Raw genomic sequence first — 16527 nt, 5'->3', positions numbered from 1 at the left:
TTCCTGGCCGAGAATAGCGGAATCCTCCTGCAGATCATGATCTGCAGGAGGATTCCACTATTTGGCGTTATATCTGAGCGAGCGTCGGCCCGGGAGCCGTTATATGTGAGCGGGCGTCGGGCCGGGCGGCCTTGTTTGTGAGCGGGCGTCGGGCCGGGCGGCCTTGTTTGTGAGCGGGCGTCGGGCCGGGTGGCCTTGTTTGTGAGCGAGCGTCGAGCCGGGAGCCGTTATATCTGAGCGGGGGTTACAGACCGAGTTCGGCCTTGAGGGCTGCTACGTGGCCCTGGGCCTTGACCTGGTACTGGGTCAGCTTGACCTTGCCTTCGCCGTCGAGCACTACGGTGGAGCGGACCAATCCGTCTACCACTTCGCCGTTCACGAGCTTCTCGCCCCAGGCGCCGTAGGCAAGGGCGACGGCGTGGTCTTCGTCGGAGAGGAGGGGGAAGGTCAGGGAGTAGTCGCCGGCGAAGTGTGCGATCTTTTCCGGGGCGTCCGGGGAGATGCCCAGGACTTCGTAGCCGGAGGACTGCAGGCTCGAGAGGCTGTCGCGGAAGTCGCAGGCCTCGGTGGTGCAGCCTGGGGTGGCGGCCTCCGGGTAGAAGTACACAATCACGTTGCGTCCGCGGTAATCGGACAGGGAAACCTTCTGGCCTTCGGAGTTGAGCAGCGCGAAATCGGGGGCCTGGGTTCCGGCGAGGAGTTTCTGGGTCATGTTGCGATCCTTGACTTGTCGGGCAAACCGCCGTGGCCGGCGATCAATCTATTGGTGTAACGGGCTGCCTAGATGCAGTATTCCGCAGGTCCGCGGACTGTGGAGCCTGGTCCGGGCACGAACTGGTAGCCGCCTCCACGCACTGTGGCGATGACATGGCGGGCTGAGCCCAGCTTGCGCCGGACGCGTCCAACATACACGTCGATGGACCGAAATGCCGCGCCGGGACAGTCAAGTGACTCCAGAAAACGTTGCAATTCTTCACGTGGGATGGGGCGGGACAAGTTTTCCACGAGGTAACGGAGGAGGCTGTGTTCCATCGCCGTGAAGCTGACGGCGACCCCATCCAGGAGGACAGTGTTCGCGGCCAGGTCCACTGCCACGGTGCTGCGTCGGCCAGCCAAGGAGACCGGCGGGTTGGGAGCGGCGGGTCGGCTTTCGGCGTCGGACGCGCCCGCCACAGCGGCGACGGACGCACCCGAGGAATCCTCGGACGTTGCAGCTCCGGCGGCGGGCCAAAGGAGGACTTCCGCCCCCGGAGCAAGTTTGCGGGCCCGGGCCAGGACCGCTTCAGCGGCCCGGGCCCAAACCTCGGGATCGATCTCGCGGCCTTCCCCGGGCTGTACCCACACGGCGAGTCCGCGCGGGTGCATCCCGGGCCGAACCAGACCGGGCCGAAGCGCGGACGGCCGGGGGGCGGGCTGGTGCCGCGAGGCGTTGAGCCGTGCGGGCAGTTGCCCGTACGGGGCATGGACGTTGACGGCCATGGCTTGGCCTTACACTCCGCCGCGGCGAATCAGCTTGCCGCTGGGCGTCCGGCCGTCGATCTCGCTGCCGCGCAGGTACGTTTTGCGTACGACGCCGGAGAGCGCCTTGCCGTCGTACGGCGTGATCGGGTTCTTGTGCTTGAGCTTCTTGACGTCGACGACGAACGCGTCGTCAGGCGCGAAGATGGAGAAATCGGCGTCGTAGCCGAGCGCCAGCTGGCCTTTGTTGTGCAGGCGGGCCAAGGCTGCGGGCTTCTCGGACATCCAGGAAACCACCTGCTCCAGGGTGATCCCGCGGTGCCGTGCTTCGGTCCAGATCAGCGAGAGCCCCAGCTGCAACGAGGAGACGCCGCCCCAGGCCACGGCGAAGTCGCCGTTTTCCAGGTCTTTGAGGTCAAGCGTCGAGGGGGAGTGGTCCGAGACGATGCAGTCGATGGTGCCGTCCTGCAGGCCCTGCCAGAGCAGCTCGCGGTTGGAGGCCTCGCGGATGGGCGGGCAGCACTTGTATGCGGTCGCACCGTCGGGGATTTCCTCGGCCATGAGCGTGAGGTAGTGCGGGCAGGTCTCCACGGTGAGGTGGACGCCGTCGCGCTTTGCCGAAGCAATCATGGGCAGCGCGTCCGACGACGAGAGGTGCAGGATGTGCGCACGCGCACCGGTCCAGCGGGCACGTTCGATGACCTCGGCGATGGCCTTGTTCTCGGCACCGCGGGGGCGTGAGGCAAGGAACGTGGAGTAGTGCGCGCCGCCGGGGTGGGGTGCGTGGTCGATCGAGTGGGAGTCCTCGGCGTGGACGATCATGAGGGAGTCGAAGGACTTGAGCTCCGCCATGTCCTCTTCCATCTCGTCCGCGTCCAAGTGCGGGAACTCGTCCACACCGGAGTGGAGCAGGAAGCACTTGAAGCCGAAGACGCCCTCGTCGTGGAGCGGGCGGAGGTCCTTCTTGTTGCCCGGGATGGCGCCGCCCCAGAAGCCGACGTCCACGAAGGCCTGGTCCTCGGCAACTTCGCGCTTGAGCTTGAGGCCTTCCACGTTGGTGGTGGGAGGGATGGAGTTCAGCGGCATGTCGATAATGGTGGTGACGCCGCCGGCTGCTGCGGCGCGGGTGGCGGAGGCGAAGCCTTCCCACTCGGTGCGGCCGGGCTCATTGACGTGCACGTGGGTGTCCACGAGGCCGGGGATGAGGGTTTCGTCGTCGCCGAGCTCGATTACCTCGGTGCCGGAGAGCCCGTTGCCCAGCGGTTCAATCGCGACGATCACGCCGTTGCGGACGCCGACTTCGCGAGCGGTGATACCGGCGGTGGTGAGGATGCGCTGGCCGCGGATGACCAGGTCAAACGGGCCGTGTGCCGTGGTGGTTTCTTCAGACATGGAGTTGCTCCTTGGTCTCGGTTCGCGCTGCGTCTTGGGTGGATACCGCTTTTTCAGAGAGGCGCACGCCGATGTGCTTACCCAATTCTTCAAGCAGCGGCCCTGCTTCAGCTATACATTTCTCTACATTGGATTCGAGCTCGGTCAATGCGTGGACCGACTCGAAACCGGACTCCGAAAGTTGTTCCGGGCTCAGCGTACTGCGGCCGCAGACGGCAATCACAGGGATCCCCGAACGCGCCGCCGCCCGCGCCACGCCCATCGGCGTTTTGCCGAGCAGGCTTTGTTCGTCGAGGCTGCCTTCGCCGGTGATCACCAGGTCCGCGCCGGCCAACCGCTGCTCGAGTTCAGTGAATTCGAGCACGACGTCGATGCCCGGCCTGCGTGCCGCGCCCAGCGCCGCGATGGCGATGTAGCCGACGCCGCCTGCCGCACCAGCGCCTGGAGCCTGTGCGGCGTCCTGGGCTTCGGAGCCGATCTCGTTGGCGAGGACCTGGACGAAGTGGGTCAGAGCCGCGTCGAGCGAGGCGACATCGTCCGGCGTCGCGCCCTTCTGCGGTCCGAAGATCGCGGCGGCGCCGGTGCGGCCCAAAAGGGGATTGTCGACGTCGGACGCCAGGACGAACTCGGTGACCTCCAAGCGGACGTCGAGGTTCGAGAAGTCGATCCGGTCCAGGCGGGCCAGGGCCGCGCCGCCGCCGGGGAGTTCGTTCCCTTCGGCGTCGAGGAGGACGGCGCCGAGGCCTTGCAGGACGCCGGCGCCGCCGTCGGTGTTGGCACTCCCGCCGACGCCGAGGATGATGTGCCGGCAGCCGAGGTCCAGGGCGGCGCGGATGAGTTCGCCCGTGCCCAGGCTTGTGGAGCTCTTGGCCGTTTCGGTAGACGGGGCGCTGCCGTCGCCGAAGCCCGGCAGCACCGCAAGCCCGGAGGCCGCAGCCATTTCAATGACGGCTTCCTCGCCGCGGACCGCGAACTCGGCCGTGATCGGCTGGCCCGTGGGTCCGGTGACCGTCGTGCTGCGGCGGGTGAAGCCGGAGCCGACGGCGGCGTCGAGAGTCCCCTCGCCGCCGTCGGCCACTGGAATGAGCGTGGTTTCAAAGCCCTCGGCTGGCAAACTCGCCGCTGCGCTGCCAGCGGCAAAACCTGCCCGCAATCCGGCGCTCAAGCGGCTGGCCACCTCGGGAGCTGACAGCGATCCCTTGAACTTGTCCGGGGCTATGACCACACGCATTCCGTACCTCCTTCAGTACTTACTAGTCCAGCATCGAGATGATCGAAGTGGGGGCGTCCGCCCCGCGCTCGGCCAGATCTTCGAACTCGTTCACACCGTTGATTTCAACGCCCATGGAGATGTTGGTGACCTTTTCCAGGATCACTTCAACCACCACGGGAACCTTGAACTCGCCCATGAGCGCCTTGGCCTTGTCGAAGGCGGCAGGCAGGTCGGACGGGTTTTCCACGCGGATGGCCTTGCAGCCCAGGCCTTCGGCGACCTTGACGTGGTCCACGCCGTAGCCGTTGGTTTCCGGGGAGTTGATGTTCTCGAACGCCAGGGACACGTTCTGTTCCATGTTGAAGCCGCGCTGCGATTGGCGGATCAGGCCCAGGTACGAGTTGTTCACCACCACGTGGATGTACGGCAGGTTGAACTGTGCGCCCACGGCCAGCTCTTCGATCATGAACTGGAAGTCGTAGTCACCGGACAGGGCAACAACGGTCTCGTCCGGCTTGCCGCGAACGACGCCGAGGGCGGCCGGGGCGGTCCAGCCCAGGGGGCCTGCCTGGCCGGCGTTGATCCACTTGCGCGGGCCGAACACGTGCAGCAGCTGCGCACCGGCGATCTGCGAAAGGCCGATGGTGGACACATACGTGGTGTCCTTGCCGAACGCCTTGTTCATCTCTTCGTACACGCGCTGCGGCTTGATCGGCACGTTCTCGAAGTGGGTCTTGCGCTGCAGCGATCCCTTGCGGGCGGTGCACTCGGCGACCCAAGCGGAGTAGTCCGGCAGGGACTTCGCTGCCTGGCGCTCGCGTGCCAGCTCGATCAGCCCGTCCAGCGCCGCACCGGCGTCGGACGCGATACCGAAGTCCGGCGAGAACACGCGGCCGATCTGCGTGGGCTCGATGTCGATGTGCACGAACTTGCGGCCCGCGGTGTACGTGTCCAGGCCGCCGGTGTGGCGGTTGGCCCAGCGGTTGCCGATGCCGATCACGAAGTCCGAGGCCAGCATGGTCTCGTTGCCGTAGCGGTGCGAGGTCTGCAGGCCCACCATGCCGGCCATCAGCACGTGGTCGTCCGGGATGGTGCCCCAGCCCATCAGGGTGGGGATGACCGGAACGTTCAGCAGTTCGGCCAGCTCAACCAGCTGCGCGGAGGCACCGGCGTTGATGATGCCGCCACCGGCGACGATCAGCGGACGCTCGGCTGCGGTGAGCATGTCCAGCGCCTTTTCCAGCTGCTTGCGGCTGGCCTTCGGCTTTTCGACGGCGATGGGCTCGTAGGCGTCGATGTCGAACTCGATCTCGGCCATCTGCACGTCGAACGGCAGGTCCAGCAGGACCGGGCCGGGACGGCCGGAGCGCATCAGCTGGAACGCCTTCTGGAAGGCGCCGGGAACCTGGCCCGGTTCCAGGATGGTCATGGCCATCTTGGTGACCGGCTTGGCGATGGACTCGATGTCAACGGCCTGGAAGTCTTCCTTGTGCAGCTTGGCAACGGGGGCCTGGCCGGTGATGCAGAGCATGGGGATGGAATCTGCCCAGGCTGCGTACAGGCCGGTGATCATGTCCGTTCCTGCGGGGCCCGAGGTGCCGATGCAGATACCGATGTTTCCGTCTGCTGCACGGGAGTAGCCGTCAGCCATGTGGCTGGCACCCTCAACGTGGCGGGCCAGCGTGTGGCGGATGCCGCCGTGTGCCCGCATCGCGGAATAGAAGGGGTTGATTGCCGCGCCTGGCAGGCCGAACGCCTCGATGGCGCCTTCCTTTGCCAAGATGGCGACGGCTGCGTCTACAGTGCGCATCTTCGTCATGGTGTGCTCCTTGAAAGCTTTTGGTGCCCGCTACGGGGCTGAGTTTGGGTGTGTCTGGGGGAGCCGGCGTCGGAAGTGCCCGACGCCGGCTGCTGGTTTTCGCTTGTTTCCGCCCTTTGGGGCGGGCGGCTTAGTTGCGGCCCGGCTTTACTTTCGACCGGAGAGCTGGAGGACTTGCTTGAAGAGGCCGGAGTGGTCGAGTCCGCCGTCGCCCTGGTTGACAGTGGCGGCGACGAGCTGTGCGACGACGGCGCCTAGCGGGATTGCGACGTTGGCTTCGCGGGCTGCGGAGGTGACGATGCCGAGGTCCTTGTGGTGGAGGGCTAGGCGGAAGCCGGGGTCGAAGTTGCGGTCGAGCATCTTCTGGCCCTTTTGGTCGAGGACCTTGGAGCCCGCCAAGCCGCCGCCGAGGACCTTGAGGGCTGCGTCCGTGTCCACGCCGTAGGCCTCAAGGAAGGCGATAGCCTCGCCGAGGACCTCGATGTTGACGGCCACGATCAGCTGGTTGGCTGCCTTGACGGTCTGGCCGGAGCCGGAGGGGCCGACGTGGACGATGGTCTTGCCGACGGCGTTGAGGACATCCTGTGCTGCTTCGAAGTCGGCTGCGTCGCCGCCGACCATGATGGACAGGACGGCGTCGATGGCGCCCTGTTCGCCACCGGAAACCGGGGCGTCGAGCGGGCGGATGCCGGTTGCGACGGCGTCTGCCGAGAGGCGGGCGGCGACGTCCGGGCGGATGCTGCTCGCGTCGATCCAGAGGGTGCCCTTCTTCGCGTTGGCGAAGACACCGTCGGGGCCGCTCACGACACCTTCGACGTCGGGGGAGTCAGGCACCATGGTGATGACGACGTCGGCGTCCTTGACGGCGTCGGCGATGCTCGCGGCACCCTTGCCGCCCTCGGAGACGAGCTTGTCGATCTTGTCCTGGCTGCGGTTGAAACCGGTGACGGTGTGGCCGGCCTTGACCAGGTTGATGGCCATGGGGAGGCCCATGATTCCGAGTCCGATAACTGCAACGTTGCTCATGATTTTCCTTACTGAAGTCTTTGTTTTAGCTCAGGTGTGCTGGACCCAACTAGCTCGCAGTTGATGTCGTTTTGAAGGCTCTAAACGACATCAACTGCTACTCAGTTGGGCCGTGGGGGTTCGCTAGTGGGAGGTGGCGCGCTGGCGGATGGCCCAGCTGAAGGCCGTTTCCTGCGGTTCCTTGTACTCGAGGCCGATGTAGCCTTCGTAGCCGAGTTCGCGGCTGCGGGCGATCCATTCGCCGAGGGGAAGCTCGCCGGTTCCGGGAGCCCCGCGGCCGGGGTTGTCGGCGATCTGGATGTGGCCGAAGTCCTTGGCGTGGTTTTCGATGACCGCTGCGACGTCGTCCCCGTTGACTGCCAGGTGGTAGAAGTCGGCGAGGAGCTTGACGTTCGTGGCGCCGGACTCTTCCTTGACGCGGGCGATCACCTTGAGGGCATCGGCGGCCTTGAGGAGCGGGTACTTGGGGGCGCCGCTGACCGGTTCGAGGAGGACGGTGCCGCCGATTCGTGCGACGCCTTCTGCCGCGCTGGCCAGGCTCTCGGCGCCGATGGCGTCCTGCTTTTCGGCCGATTCGCCGTCCACGCGGTTGCCGTAGAGGGCGTTGAAGGCCTTGCAGCCCAGACGCTCGCCAATGCCTGCGACAACGTCGATGTTGTCGAGGAACTCGGAGGAGCGTGCGGGCCAGGAAACCAGGCCGCGGTCGCCGCCGGGCATGTTGCCCGCGTTGAAGTTCAGGCCGGTGAGCTGAACGCCAGCGTCCTTGATGGCGTTCTCGAACTCGGTTACCTGGGCGTCCGACGGGACGGAAGTTTCAAAGGGCCACCAGAATTCGACGGCGTCAAAGCCGGCAGCCTTCGCGGCCGCGGGGCGCTCGAGCAGGGGCAGCTCCGTCAGGAGGATGGAGCAGTTCACTGTGTACGTCATCGTAGGTGTCCTTCCGGGGGAGGGCTTGGGATCCATGTTCCGCTTGGCTTGGTCTCTTGGGCTAGTTCGCCTTCGTCGATTTCCGCTTTGTGGAATTTAGATTCTGCTTTATGAAAAGTTTAGGGAACGTGGGGGTGGGAGTCAAGGGGGTGTCTTGCGGGGAGGGGTTTGGGATACCAGGTGGCGGGGTTGGGTGGGCTGGGAGGGGACGGGCTGGCTTCGGCCCTCGGATTCACGCGCTCAAGTACAAGCGAGAGGCTACTCGGGTGATGGTTCGGGAGGCGTGAGGTTGAATTTAGGTTGGCCTGAGCATAAGGAAATCTCGCGTGTCCATCTACGTGTTGCCACGTTTCCGTCTACGTGTTGCCACGTTTGACCACTGAGATTCGACGACGGCACCACTTAATTCGTCGATTTCGGCACTGAGTCGCGATTTTCGCCCTTAGTCTTCCCGCATAGGTTCCGAACCCGGATCCGAACCATAGAAGACATTGGGGGATTCATGGAAACGCGCGTACCGATTGCTCGGAAAGTCTTAGCTGCAACCTCGGCCCTCGCTATTGCGATCATCGGAATGACGGTCTCGTCACCGGCCGCGAGCGCATCGACCACGCAGGGCCAGAGCGCGCTAGATCAGGTTCTAGCGTCCAGGCCCTTCGAAGGTGCGCAGAGCCAATCATCGCCTCAGGCTCCGCCTGGTGCTGAAACGCAAAGGATCGAATTCGGGGACGGGGGTTCGATGAGCATTGTCGCGGCCGACGGCCAGCGGCTGACAGTACAAGCGGTGGCGACTTCGCAGCGCAAATCTGTCAAGCAGTCGAAAGGCAATGTAAAGGCTTCGACGCTTAACGTGGATAAGGGGCACTCTTACGTTTTTGCTCAGCGCGGTGATGAATCTGGAGCCGGTTTCGTCGTCGCCAACAACGAAGCCGCTCCGCGCTCGTTCGCCTTTGATTTCACGTTTGAGGGCCGACCCGCTGACGTTGTTGTTGCAAGCGATGGCTCGGCGGTGGTCATGGACCCCGGCGGGCACGTCGTCAACTACATCGCCGCCCCTTGGGCACGCGACGCAGACGGAAGGCAAGTGCCGACTAAATACTCCTCCTTGGGGAACCGGCTCATCCAGCACATTGAGATCGGAAAAGGGACGGCATTTCCCGTGGTGGCCGATCCTCAATTCAGCTGGGTTGGGATCTTCCCCGTCGTGGAATTCAATAAGGCAGAGACGGCCTTTTCAAAAACCGCTGAAGGGGTTCTCACGGTGTGTTCAAGACTTTCCGGGGGAAGTCCGGTCGGGCTAGCTGCTTGCGCGATCTCTGCAGTGCAGATAGCGGTGCAGGCGACAATCGCTCACTCCAGGGGCGAGTGCATCAGGCTGGCACCGGCCCCGATTGGTGCGATGGCCTTCCGTTATACCGGCGGATATTGCCGGTGACGGCGACCATTAGCGATGAGGGACATGCTCTACTATCTATCTGAACTTCACGCCGCTCGACGTGCGACTCCCGGCCGGCGTCGATACAACTTGATCAGCGGAGTCCTCCTCATCGTGGTCGCGGGCGCTCTCTTTGTCGCTGGCGCGCCGTTCCCCGTCTTTGTTGTCATCTTTTGCGCTGATCTCGCCCTCGACGTCGCCCTCGTTGTCTCTTGGGCCCGAAAAGACGCTTTGGCGGCTTATCTCCAAACCGAGAACGAACCCTAGAGTCTGCCCTTTGATGAATTCCTCTGCTCGCCAGAACCCGGAAGGTCTGACATTGATTTACTCATCAACGGTCCGAAGGATCGCCACCGTCTTTGTACTCGCGTGTATCGCTGGCAGTATCGTCGTGGGGCTCCTTCATGAACCGGGGACTCCACTGCTTGCATGGACGTCCTTGACCGTCGGAGCGATCTCCCTGGTGGTTGTGCTCGCGACAAAACGAAGTCCCAAGCGCGATGCGGTTCTGTTCATCATCAGTGGGATGGGCGGCGGTGTTTTCATAGGGGCCTCGACCGTCGGTTTCCCCGCCACGCTTCCGATATGGCTCTGGACGATAGTCACCATCTGTATCGGAACCGCGGTCCTCATCGTGGATGCGGAGTCTGTCCAAAGCAAATCCGTCAATCGTCTCTAGGCACGGGCAATGGGAAGTCTGAGAGCGGCTTACAAATTCTCGGGAGTGCGCATACTGGCGGTCACGGGATGGCCGATATCGATTCGCGCACTCGTGGGGCTCGGGGTAGCTAGCCGGGTTGCTTTGGTCTGTGCTGTCCTGGCTGGATCGCTATTTGTGATGCGGCTGCTGCACGAGGCGTTGTCCTTTGGCGGCGCGGGTACCCATAGGGGCAGCGCCGGAACGATGGCGGTCATCCTGTTGGCGTTCGCCGTCTGCCTCTATATCTCCGTCGGTGCGCTCGCACGGGAAGCACTCAGCAGCCGGAGATTTGCAGTCCGGTTCAACCCAAACAGGGAGCTCTACAGGGCGACCGATGTTTCAATGCACCATGTGTTCCTGGCCGAGGCAGTTCCTCGGGCCGGCCTCTTGTTTGGGTTGTCGGGCGCCGTCTGCACCGCGGCATGGGTTGTTGTGCAAGAGGAAAGTGGAAGCGGCGGGCCATTGGCCCTGACCCTCTTAGCTGCCCCGTTTGCCTTGACTTCGTGCTGGCTTGCCTGGAGTTCCAAGCTGGCCGCAAGTGACCCTCTTATTCCGAGTCTGGCAGTGGGGTGGACTGTCTTCGCCGGGGGTTGCCTCCTGGCCGGGTTGCTAGGGGCCATCCTCGCCCGCGGACTGCTGGCATTGACCTCGGCACCGCCCGGGTTTGACCTGCGACCCAACGCAACCTGCGCGGCAGGCGGCTGGATCGCGACGGCGGTGGCGATCGCCGTCGTCGTATTTCCCCTTCTCACAATCCGGAACGTTCGAGCGATCAGGAGGCAATCGTCTCCCGTAAACGCCCGGGTCCCGCGGCGCGTCAGGGAGTTCGTATTGAAGACGACGACGCCGGTCGCCATGCTCTGGCGGGTCCTGATAGTGAATCTCGTAAGGGACAAGTGGTTTGCCCTGTTCCGTGGAATCGGAATCTGCCTGCTTCTGGCTGCTGCTACCGCGATCGGCTTTCGCGGGGGCGGGATCGGGCCGGAATTCCTTCGGGAGATCCCCGGAATTCAGAACGCGGCCGCTTGCATCGTTTTCATGGTGGGAGTCGTCGGGAATGAACTCATCTGCAAGGCGAACAGTCCGATCGGACTTCTTCCCCAGCTGAGGTACAGCTGGGAATCCGGGTTCGGCCTCAATTCTCTTGTATGGGGCGTGACTCTGACCCAATCTGTGCTCCTGGCGCTGCTTGCGGGACCAGCGATGGGAGTCATTGTCTGGGCTGCAACCGGCGTCCTGCCCGTGGAAATTCTCCTGATTCCGTGGTCGATTGCGAGCAGCAACATCATCGGAAACGCCTACAGCAAGGTCAAAGTCAGGCAGGCCGACGGCTCGATGGAAATGTCCCTGGCGGCAGCGTTCATTGGTCTGCTGCTTGCTGTTCCGGTGCCTGGGCTTCTCCTCCTGAGCAACGTCCCTGCAACCATTGCCGCCGTCGCTTACACGGCTCTTCTCACTGGAGGTGCAAAGATTTGCCTGCAACGCAGAGTTCTCTCCCGGAAATAGTCTTTGACTGCGTGTTTGCCGGATATTCCGCCGAACATCCCGTGTACGAAGACCTGTCCTTCGCGTTCACCGGACCCGCCCTGATCCACTTGCAGGGAAAGAATGGATCCGGAAAATCGACCTTCGTCGAACTGGCTAGTGGCTATCTGTCTCCATGGGCCGGAACGGTCTTTGTCAACGGAGCGAGGGCCGATGACCCCGAAAGTAGAAGCAGGCGGAGGGTGTGCCGGTCCGAAGCGGCGATCTTCGCTCAGATGACCGCCCGAGATCACCTTGTGTTTGCCTGCATTGCCCGAGATCTCGATCCTGGTCCCGAAATACTGCGGGCGACCTCGCTGGGCATGGAGCCGTGGCTAGGCGAGAACGCGGGCAACCTGTCCACAGGAAATGTGCGCAAACTTTGGTACGTCATGAACACCGTCGGCCAGTTCGATTGCGTGGTCCTTGATGAACCGTTCAACGGGACTGACACCGAGGGCGTGGCCTACATGGTTGAGGAGATCAGACGTTGGGCCGAATCCAAGCTAGTTGTCATCGTGACCCACTCACTCCAGGACTTGTTACCGGAAGCGGTTACGGTCCGGCTGGAGGACCTCAAGACCCAAATCATTGGCGGTCCGGGCGATCGAAGCGTGGGAGCGAAATGAGAAGTTTGAGAATTGCTCTTGTCGGGACGTTGACGATGGCTTTGTTTTTGACCGATATGAGCCCAGGATCAGCAGTGCCGAAGGACTCATCCAGCGGTCTCGAGCTCGCCTCGGAAACTGTCGAAACAAAACTTGGGGCAATTGACCCGACTGTGACTCTGGCGGACCAAGCTCGAGTGCTTTTTCCGGCTGAACCGAAGATGCAGTTCGCTCTCATGAGTCAAGCCATCGCCGTCGGCCTACGGGCAACTGGCGCCGGAACAGACGTCCATCCGCGTGCGCTTCCAATTGTGCTTGCTCCCTTTGTAGCCGAGAGGTAGCGGATGGAAGACTCGAAAGGCCCGGACGAAAAAGTGTGGATATCGCGCTTCGGAAAGGCTGGGCTCATGACGATCATTTTGATGTTTATCAACAACAGTTGGTGGACTGGCAGAAATGTAATTCGGGAGGCACTCACGGTCGCCCTAGCGTTTGCCCTTTCGCTTGCCTTCGTAGCTCTGTCCGACTTCGCGAGCCGCTGGCTTAAGTCTCGTCGGAGAAGGTGACTTTGGTGTCCACTGCTCTGGGGGGCGGACGCCGTCGAAATTCGCACCACACACGAAACGCAAAACGTCTTTGCGCGCTGATCGTGGTGCTTGGTCTGACTGCCTGCGGCGCCGATCCTGCCGCGCCGACCAACGACGTCTCCGCCGTCAAAGAAGACCTGACGAAGCTCCAGGGAACCAACGGCCTCATACGGATGCCCGAGTCATCATCTCTCGCCAAAGGGTCGGTCCACGGGACGTATCTTGCCGCGAGACTCCTCGACACGAGCTTTTCAGCGGTCGCAAGTGAGCGAACCCGAGACGAGCTGGAACGGGTTCTGAAGGCGTCCGAAACCGACCTGGTCTCTCAGCTCAAGGCGCTTGTGGCGCTGAAGCGCTCCGGCTCTTCGTCCTGGGGAAGTTACGGTCCGGTCTTAGAGCGGGGAAAGGCAGCGCTTCCGGCCGTCGTGACATTGGCAAATCTCAGCGGGTACATCGACTTGGTGGATGTGCTGGTGCAGCTTGAGCCCAGTGCCCGGTTGGCGCGACTGGAGGCGTTCGATGCAGACCCCGGAGTTGAAGACCTACTCTCCGGCGCTCTGATGGCGCTCTCCAACTCCATGTACTTCTCAAACAGTGAAGAAGTGAGATCAATGTTTCCGGCCGCCCAGTCCGCCCTCCCGCAGCTCATCGATTCACCCAAAGGAAACGGCCTGAACTATTTTCGGGCGTTGACCGCGATGACGAACGCAAGTCGCTCCGGACTTGGATCAAACGACTTCGACAAAGCGGCCGAGAAACTCCGGACTCTGAAAGGCTGCAAAGAATTCCCGTCCTTGTATCGGATGGAAGCAGACAAGTCGTCACCTTGTAGCCTCTCGATTTCAGCGGCCATGATCGCGGTCCCGGGTGCCTACGACTTCGGGGAGAACAAGTGACCTCGGTACTGCGTCTTGAGAACATCGCCAAGTCTTTTGCAGATGAACGCGGGAATCGACAAATAGTCCTTCCTGGAATCAGCCTGAATGTCGAGGCAGGTGAAATCGTCTGGCTGCGAGGTGAGTCAGGTTCGGGGAAGTCAACTATTCTGAATATCGCCGGACTCCTGTCAACCCCCGATGCCGGCAAGGTGTGGATCAACGGTAACGACCGAACGAACGCATCGTCCCGGACGGCGAGCCTTGTCCGCTCAAGCGAAATTGGAATGGTTTTTCAGAGCAGCAATCTACTGCCCGAACTTACGGCGTTGGAAAATGTCCTCCTTGCCAGCCGCCAGCCCATGACCCGCGCAACGGTTACGGAACAGTTGGAATGCTTCGGCCTGGGGGCGGTCGCCGACCGGCAAGCGAAGAGGCTTTCCGGTGGGCAGCAACAAAGAGTCGCGTTTTGCCGCGCACTGATCAACGAACCATTGCTGCTACTAGCGGACGAACCAAGTTCGGGTCTTGACGCGCCAAACACTGAAGCCATCCTCGAGGCCATGCGAACGAGCGCCAACAGCGGGTGCGGTGTCCTCGTGGCTTCCCACGACCAACTCTTCCAGCAGGTGGCCCACCGTCAGCTTCCTATGCAGGAGTTGCTCCTTGAACAGAAATAGAATCTTTGCTGCGAGGTCAGTGCGGCTTTCTCTATCGAAATTGAGGCCACTCGCGGTCCTGATGAGTCTTGGCATCGCGGTATTCATTTTCGCCGACAGCATCGTCGGGGCCGGCATAAGTTCATACTCAAACAGGATCACCACCAACTCCGCCCTGAATTACGTTGAGGTGACATCGGTCGGTCCAGACTCAGCTCGCGAGATCACCGACGACTCGTTGTCCCGGTTCGACCAAATCGATCACGTGGTGGGGTCCTCCGGCTGGGCGCAAATTGACCTCGCCATCGAGGATCCGGCGAACTGGCCATCTCAGAACAACCCCGGTGCATTCATGGGGACGCCATTTATCAGTGGCATCGCCCCAAAAGTATTGCTCGGAGACGTGCCCGGAGACGGCCCTGGGGTAGGCCAGATCCTGCTTCCCGACAAGGGACAGGGTCAGAAATACGCTCAGTTGCTCGGCAAGGAAATGAGCTTCGTGTACACAAAGGAAATCGGCCCCGGCAACGGGGAACCCGTTTCCATATCTCTCCGCGTGTCAGGAATCTATGACAACTCGTCGCCGGGCACGGATGGCGCGCAGGCCGCGTACGTATCTCGCGAGTTACTCAAGTCAACACTCGCCAACGCTCGGCCAAATGCCAAAGGGTTAACCTATCCCCGCGCATATGTTCGCGTTGACTCAGCAGACGAAGTGATCAACGTGCAAAACCAAGTTCGAGCCCTCGGGTACTCCGTGAACAGCGTCGCGGGCCAAATCCGGTCCCTGTCAGGCCTGTTTGCTCTTCTTGCCCTTGTCAGCTGGGTGATCGGTGGCTTCCTGATCATCTTCTGCCTTGGTGTTGGAGTGTCCGTTGGTGGCAGTTGGATCAAGCAGCGGGCCCGCGAAGTGGGTCTCCTCAAAGCCATCGGCTGGTCGGGAGCCTCGATAGCAGGGGTTTACATGGTCGAATTGGCGGCAGTGGGCCTCATCGTTGGCGTCGTGGGAGCGCTCCTGGGAACCTTCTGCTCGATAGTCGGAACGGCGGTCTTCAGCGGACTGCAGCTCGATCTCTTGCCGGTGACCGCATGGGCTATGCCCAACTGGCTGCTTGTGCTCGGAGCGCTCCTCTGCGTTCCTTTGTTCTTGTGCCTTGGAGCAGTTGGCCACGTCGCAAGACTCGCCCGGCTCGACGCGGATTCCTCGCTCAGGGACCTGTAGATCCCCTTAGTGCCCCAGACTCCGAGCAAACCGCGCGACCGCGTTTTCCGCCGTCGGGACGGGTCCGAATACTTCGGCTTGGCGCGAAGTGTCCGCGACGTATTTGCCGGTCTCGAACCAGGCGAGCATGGAGCTCACGTCCTTGACCATAGGGACGAAAGGTCCCATTAGCGCGCCGAGCGCGTGAACCAACCCGGCCGGCATCGAGCGCACGCGGACCTGCTCACCCGCAAAAGTCGACGCGAGGTCCGCAATATCCTGCATGCTGACAGCTCGGTCCCATCCGATGTCGATCCGCTCGCCGTCGGCGATGTCCGCGTCGACAGCAGCTGCGAGGTAGCCGGCGAGGTCGGAGGTGAGCACGAAGGTCAGCGGGACGGTCTTGGTGCCGAACCACATGAGGCGCTTCTTCTCGAACGGGTCTCCTCCCATCTGGGTGATCTGGTCGAGAAACGCGCCGGGGCGAAGTGCGACAAACGGGACACCCAGTTCCTCCAGCTTGTCTTCCGTGAGCTTCTTGTGCCAGAAATGCGGGACGTCCGGTGTCTGGTCCGAGGTGAGAATGCTGACCAGAATGAATCGCCTGACACCCGTCCGGCTCGCAGCGACGGCTAGGTTGGTGTTGCCGGTCGTGTCGATCTCCAAGGCCCGTTTGTCCCGGCGGGTGTACCCGGCCGCAGAGGTGATAACGGCGTCGGCCCCTGTCATAGCGGCGACGAGAGAGTCAAGGTCGAGCATGTCGCCGCGGGCAATATCGACACCTTTGGCCTCGAGCTTGCTCGCGTCCGATCCTGGCCGGACCAACGCCCGGACGCTCTTTCCTCTTGCGAGCAGTTCATCGACCACTTTGCCGCCGACATGGCCGGTGCCGCCGACGACGAGGACCGGTTTGGTGTCAGTCATGGAGTGCTCCTTCGTGCAGGGACGAAGACCAAGCCTCGCTCGGCCAGTCCGGTGACAAGGCTCTTACAACTCAGTTCGAGACCCTCCGAATATATCGCGCAGTGGATTGCTCCTGAGTTTGGTCACCTCGTCCCGGTTTGAGGGGGTTCGGGGCGCTGATCTGCGGTGATGCCAGGGGT

General features: G+C 62.5%; 16 protein-coding genes. 8 read left to right on the top strand and 8 right to left on the bottom strand.

Annotated elements, in window-relative coordinates; translation table 11 throughout:
* Positions 1 to 244 precede the first annotated feature (244 nt).
* The 7 genes from bcp to ABEA18_RS05920 all read right to left on the bottom strand — a co-directional run bounded on the left by bcp (position 245) and on the right by ABEA18_RS05920 (position 7835).
* A complete protein-coding gene (gene bcp / locus ABEA18_RS05950; protein ID WP_078107485.1) occupies positions 245 to 712 on the bottom strand; it encodes a thioredoxin-dependent thiol peroxidase in 468 nt (155 codons plus the stop codon).
* A 68-nt stretch (positions 713 to 780) separates the two neighbouring features.
* Positions 781 to 1479 (bottom strand): winged helix-turn-helix domain-containing protein, encoded by a 699-nt coding sequence (locus ABEA18_RS05945; protein WP_345448377.1) that lies wholly within the window; start codon positions 1477 to 1479, stop codon positions 781 to 783.
* A gap of 9 nt (positions 1480 to 1488) precedes the next feature.
* Entirely contained in the window at positions 1489 to 2850 is a 1362-nt protein-coding gene (gene allB, locus ABEA18_RS05940; protein ID WP_345448376.1) for an allantoinase AllB, read from the bottom strand.
* On the bottom strand, positions 2843 to 4081 hold the full coding sequence (locus tag ABEA18_RS05935) for a glycerate kinase (protein WP_284991928.1): 1239 nt from the start codon (positions 4079 to 4081) through the stop codon (positions 2843 to 2845). The genes allB and ABEA18_RS05935 overlap by 8 nt, the downstream gene beginning before the upstream one ends.
* Positions 4082 to 4103: 22 nt before the next feature.
* Entirely contained in the window at positions 4104 to 5882 is a 1779-nt protein-coding gene (gcl, locus tag ABEA18_RS05930) for a glyoxylate carboligase (RefSeq protein ID WP_345448375.1), read from the bottom strand.
* A 147-nt stretch (positions 5883 to 6029) separates the two neighbouring features.
* Complete coding sequence (locus ABEA18_RS05925; protein ID WP_345448374.1) at positions 6030 to 6908, bottom strand: 2-hydroxy-3-oxopropionate reductase; 879 nt, start codon at positions 6906 to 6908, stop codon at positions 6030 to 6032.
* Positions 6909 to 7031: 123 nt separating this feature from the next.
* A complete protein-coding gene (locus ABEA18_RS05920) occupies positions 7032 to 7835 on the bottom strand; it encodes a hydroxypyruvate isomerase family protein (RefSeq protein ID WP_345448373.1) in 804 nt (267 codons plus the stop codon).
* A 739-nt stretch (positions 7836 to 8574) separates the two neighbouring features.
* Here ABEA18_RS05920 and ABEA18_RS05915 point away from each other — a divergent pair.
* The 8 genes from ABEA18_RS05915 (at position 8575) to ABEA18_RS05880 (ending at position 15445) form a co-directional block, all read left to right on the top strand.
* Entirely contained in the window at positions 8575 to 9270 is a 696-nt protein-coding gene (locus ABEA18_RS05915; RefSeq protein WP_345448372.1) for a hypothetical protein, read from the top strand.
* A gap of 24 nt (positions 9271 to 9294) precedes the next feature.
* Entirely contained in the window at positions 9295 to 9537 is a 243-nt protein-coding gene (locus ABEA18_RS05910) for a hypothetical protein (protein WP_345448371.1), read from the top strand.
* Positions 9538 to 9550: 13 nt separating this feature from the next.
* Entirely contained in the window at positions 9551 to 9949 is a 399-nt protein-coding gene (locus ABEA18_RS05905; RefSeq protein ID WP_345448370.1) for a hypothetical protein, read from the top strand.
* Positions 9950 to 9958: 9 nt separating this feature from the next.
* Entirely contained in the window at positions 9959 to 11476 is a 1518-nt protein-coding gene (locus ABEA18_RS05900; protein WP_345448369.1) for a hypothetical protein, read from the top strand.
* Between the two features lie 11 nt (positions 11477 to 11487).
* On the top strand, positions 11488 to 12123 hold the full coding sequence (locus tag ABEA18_RS05895) for an ABC transporter ATP-binding protein (RefSeq protein WP_345448368.1): 636 nt from the start codon (positions 11488 to 11490) through the stop codon (positions 12121 to 12123).
* A 550-nt stretch (positions 12124 to 12673) separates the two neighbouring features.
* Positions 12674 to 13585: a hypothetical protein gene (locus ABEA18_RS05890; protein WP_345448367.1), complete on the top strand. Its 912-nt coding sequence runs from the start codon at positions 12674 to 12676 to the stop codon at positions 13583 to 13585.
* On the top strand, positions 13582 to 14244 hold the full coding sequence (locus ABEA18_RS05885) for an ABC transporter ATP-binding protein (RefSeq protein ID WP_345448366.1): 663 nt from the start codon (positions 13582 to 13584) through the stop codon (positions 14242 to 14244). Before ABEA18_RS05890 ends, ABEA18_RS05885 begins: the two co-directional genes overlap by 4 nt.
* A gap of 61 nt (positions 14245 to 14305) precedes the next feature.
* Entirely contained in the window at positions 14306 to 15445 is a 1140-nt protein-coding gene (locus ABEA18_RS05880; protein WP_345448365.1) for an ABC transporter permease, read from the top strand.
* 6 nt (positions 15446 to 15451) lie between these two features.
* Here ABEA18_RS05880 and ABEA18_RS05875 read toward each other — a convergent pair whose 3' ends face one another.
* Positions 15452 to 16348: an NmrA family NAD(P)-binding protein gene (locus ABEA18_RS05875; RefSeq protein ID WP_345448364.1), complete on the bottom strand. Its 897-nt coding sequence runs from the start codon at positions 16346 to 16348 to the stop codon at positions 15452 to 15454.
* Between the last annotated feature and the right edge of the window lie 179 nt (positions 16349 to 16527).

Source organism: Arthrobacter gyeryongensis (assembly GCF_039543785.1).
In the GTDB taxonomy this organism is placed as follows: Bacteria; Actinomycetota; Actinomycetes; order Actinomycetales; family Micrococcaceae; genus Arthrobacter; species Arthrobacter gyeryongensis.
This window is presented reverse-complemented; position numbering and strand designations above follow the sequence as displayed.

Bases quoted from the DNA above. Each gene is read 5' to 3' on its own strand.
- ABEA18_RS05905 (WP_345448370.1), top strand. From the start codon at position 9,551: ATGAATTCCTCTGCTCGCCAGAACCCGGAAGGTCTGACATTGATTTAC.
- ABEA18_RS05900 (WP_345448369.1), top strand. From the start codon at position 9,959: ATGGGAAGTCTGAGAGCGGCTTACAAATTCTCGGGAGTGCGCATACTG.
- ABEA18_RS05945 (WP_345448377.1), bottom strand. From the start codon at position 1,479: ATGGCCGTCAACGTCCATGCCCCGTACGGGCAACTGCCCGCACGGCTC.
- bcp (WP_078107485.1), bottom strand. From the start codon at position 712: ATGACCCAGAAACTCCTCGCCGGAACCCAGGCCCCCGATTTCGCGCTG.
- ABEA18_RS05925 (WP_345448374.1), bottom strand. From the start codon at position 6,908: ATGAGCAACGTTGCAGTTATCGGACTCGGAATCATGGGCCTCCCCATG.
- ABEA18_RS05920 (WP_345448373.1), bottom strand. From the start codon at position 7,835: ATGACGTACACAGTGAACTGCTCCATCCTCCTGACGGAGCTGCCCCTG.
- ABEA18_RS05935 (WP_284991928.1), bottom strand. From the start codon at position 4,081: ATGCGTGTGGTCATAGCCCCGGACAAGTTCAAGGGATCGCTGTCAGCT.
- ABEA18_RS05910 (WP_345448371.1), top strand. From the start codon at position 9,295: ATGCTCTACTATCTATCTGAACTTCACGCCGCTCGACGTGCGACTCCC.
- ABEA18_RS05880 (WP_345448365.1), top strand. From the start codon at position 14,306: ATGAGTCTTGGCATCGCGGTATTCATTTTCGCCGACAGCATCGTCGGG.
- ABEA18_RS05915 (WP_345448372.1), top strand. From the start codon at position 8,575: ATGAGCATTGTCGCGGCCGACGGCCAGCGGCTGACAGTACAAGCGGTG.
- allB (WP_345448376.1), bottom strand. From the start codon at position 2,850: ATGTCTGAAGAAACCACCACGGCACACGGCCCGTTTGACCTGGTCATC.
- gcl (WP_345448375.1), bottom strand. From the start codon at position 5,882: ATGACGAAGATGCGCACTGTAGACGCAGCCGTCGCCATCTTGGCAAAG.
- ABEA18_RS05875 (WP_345448364.1), bottom strand. From the start codon at position 16,348: ATGACTGACACCAAACCGGTCCTCGTCGTCGGCGGCACCGGCCATGTC.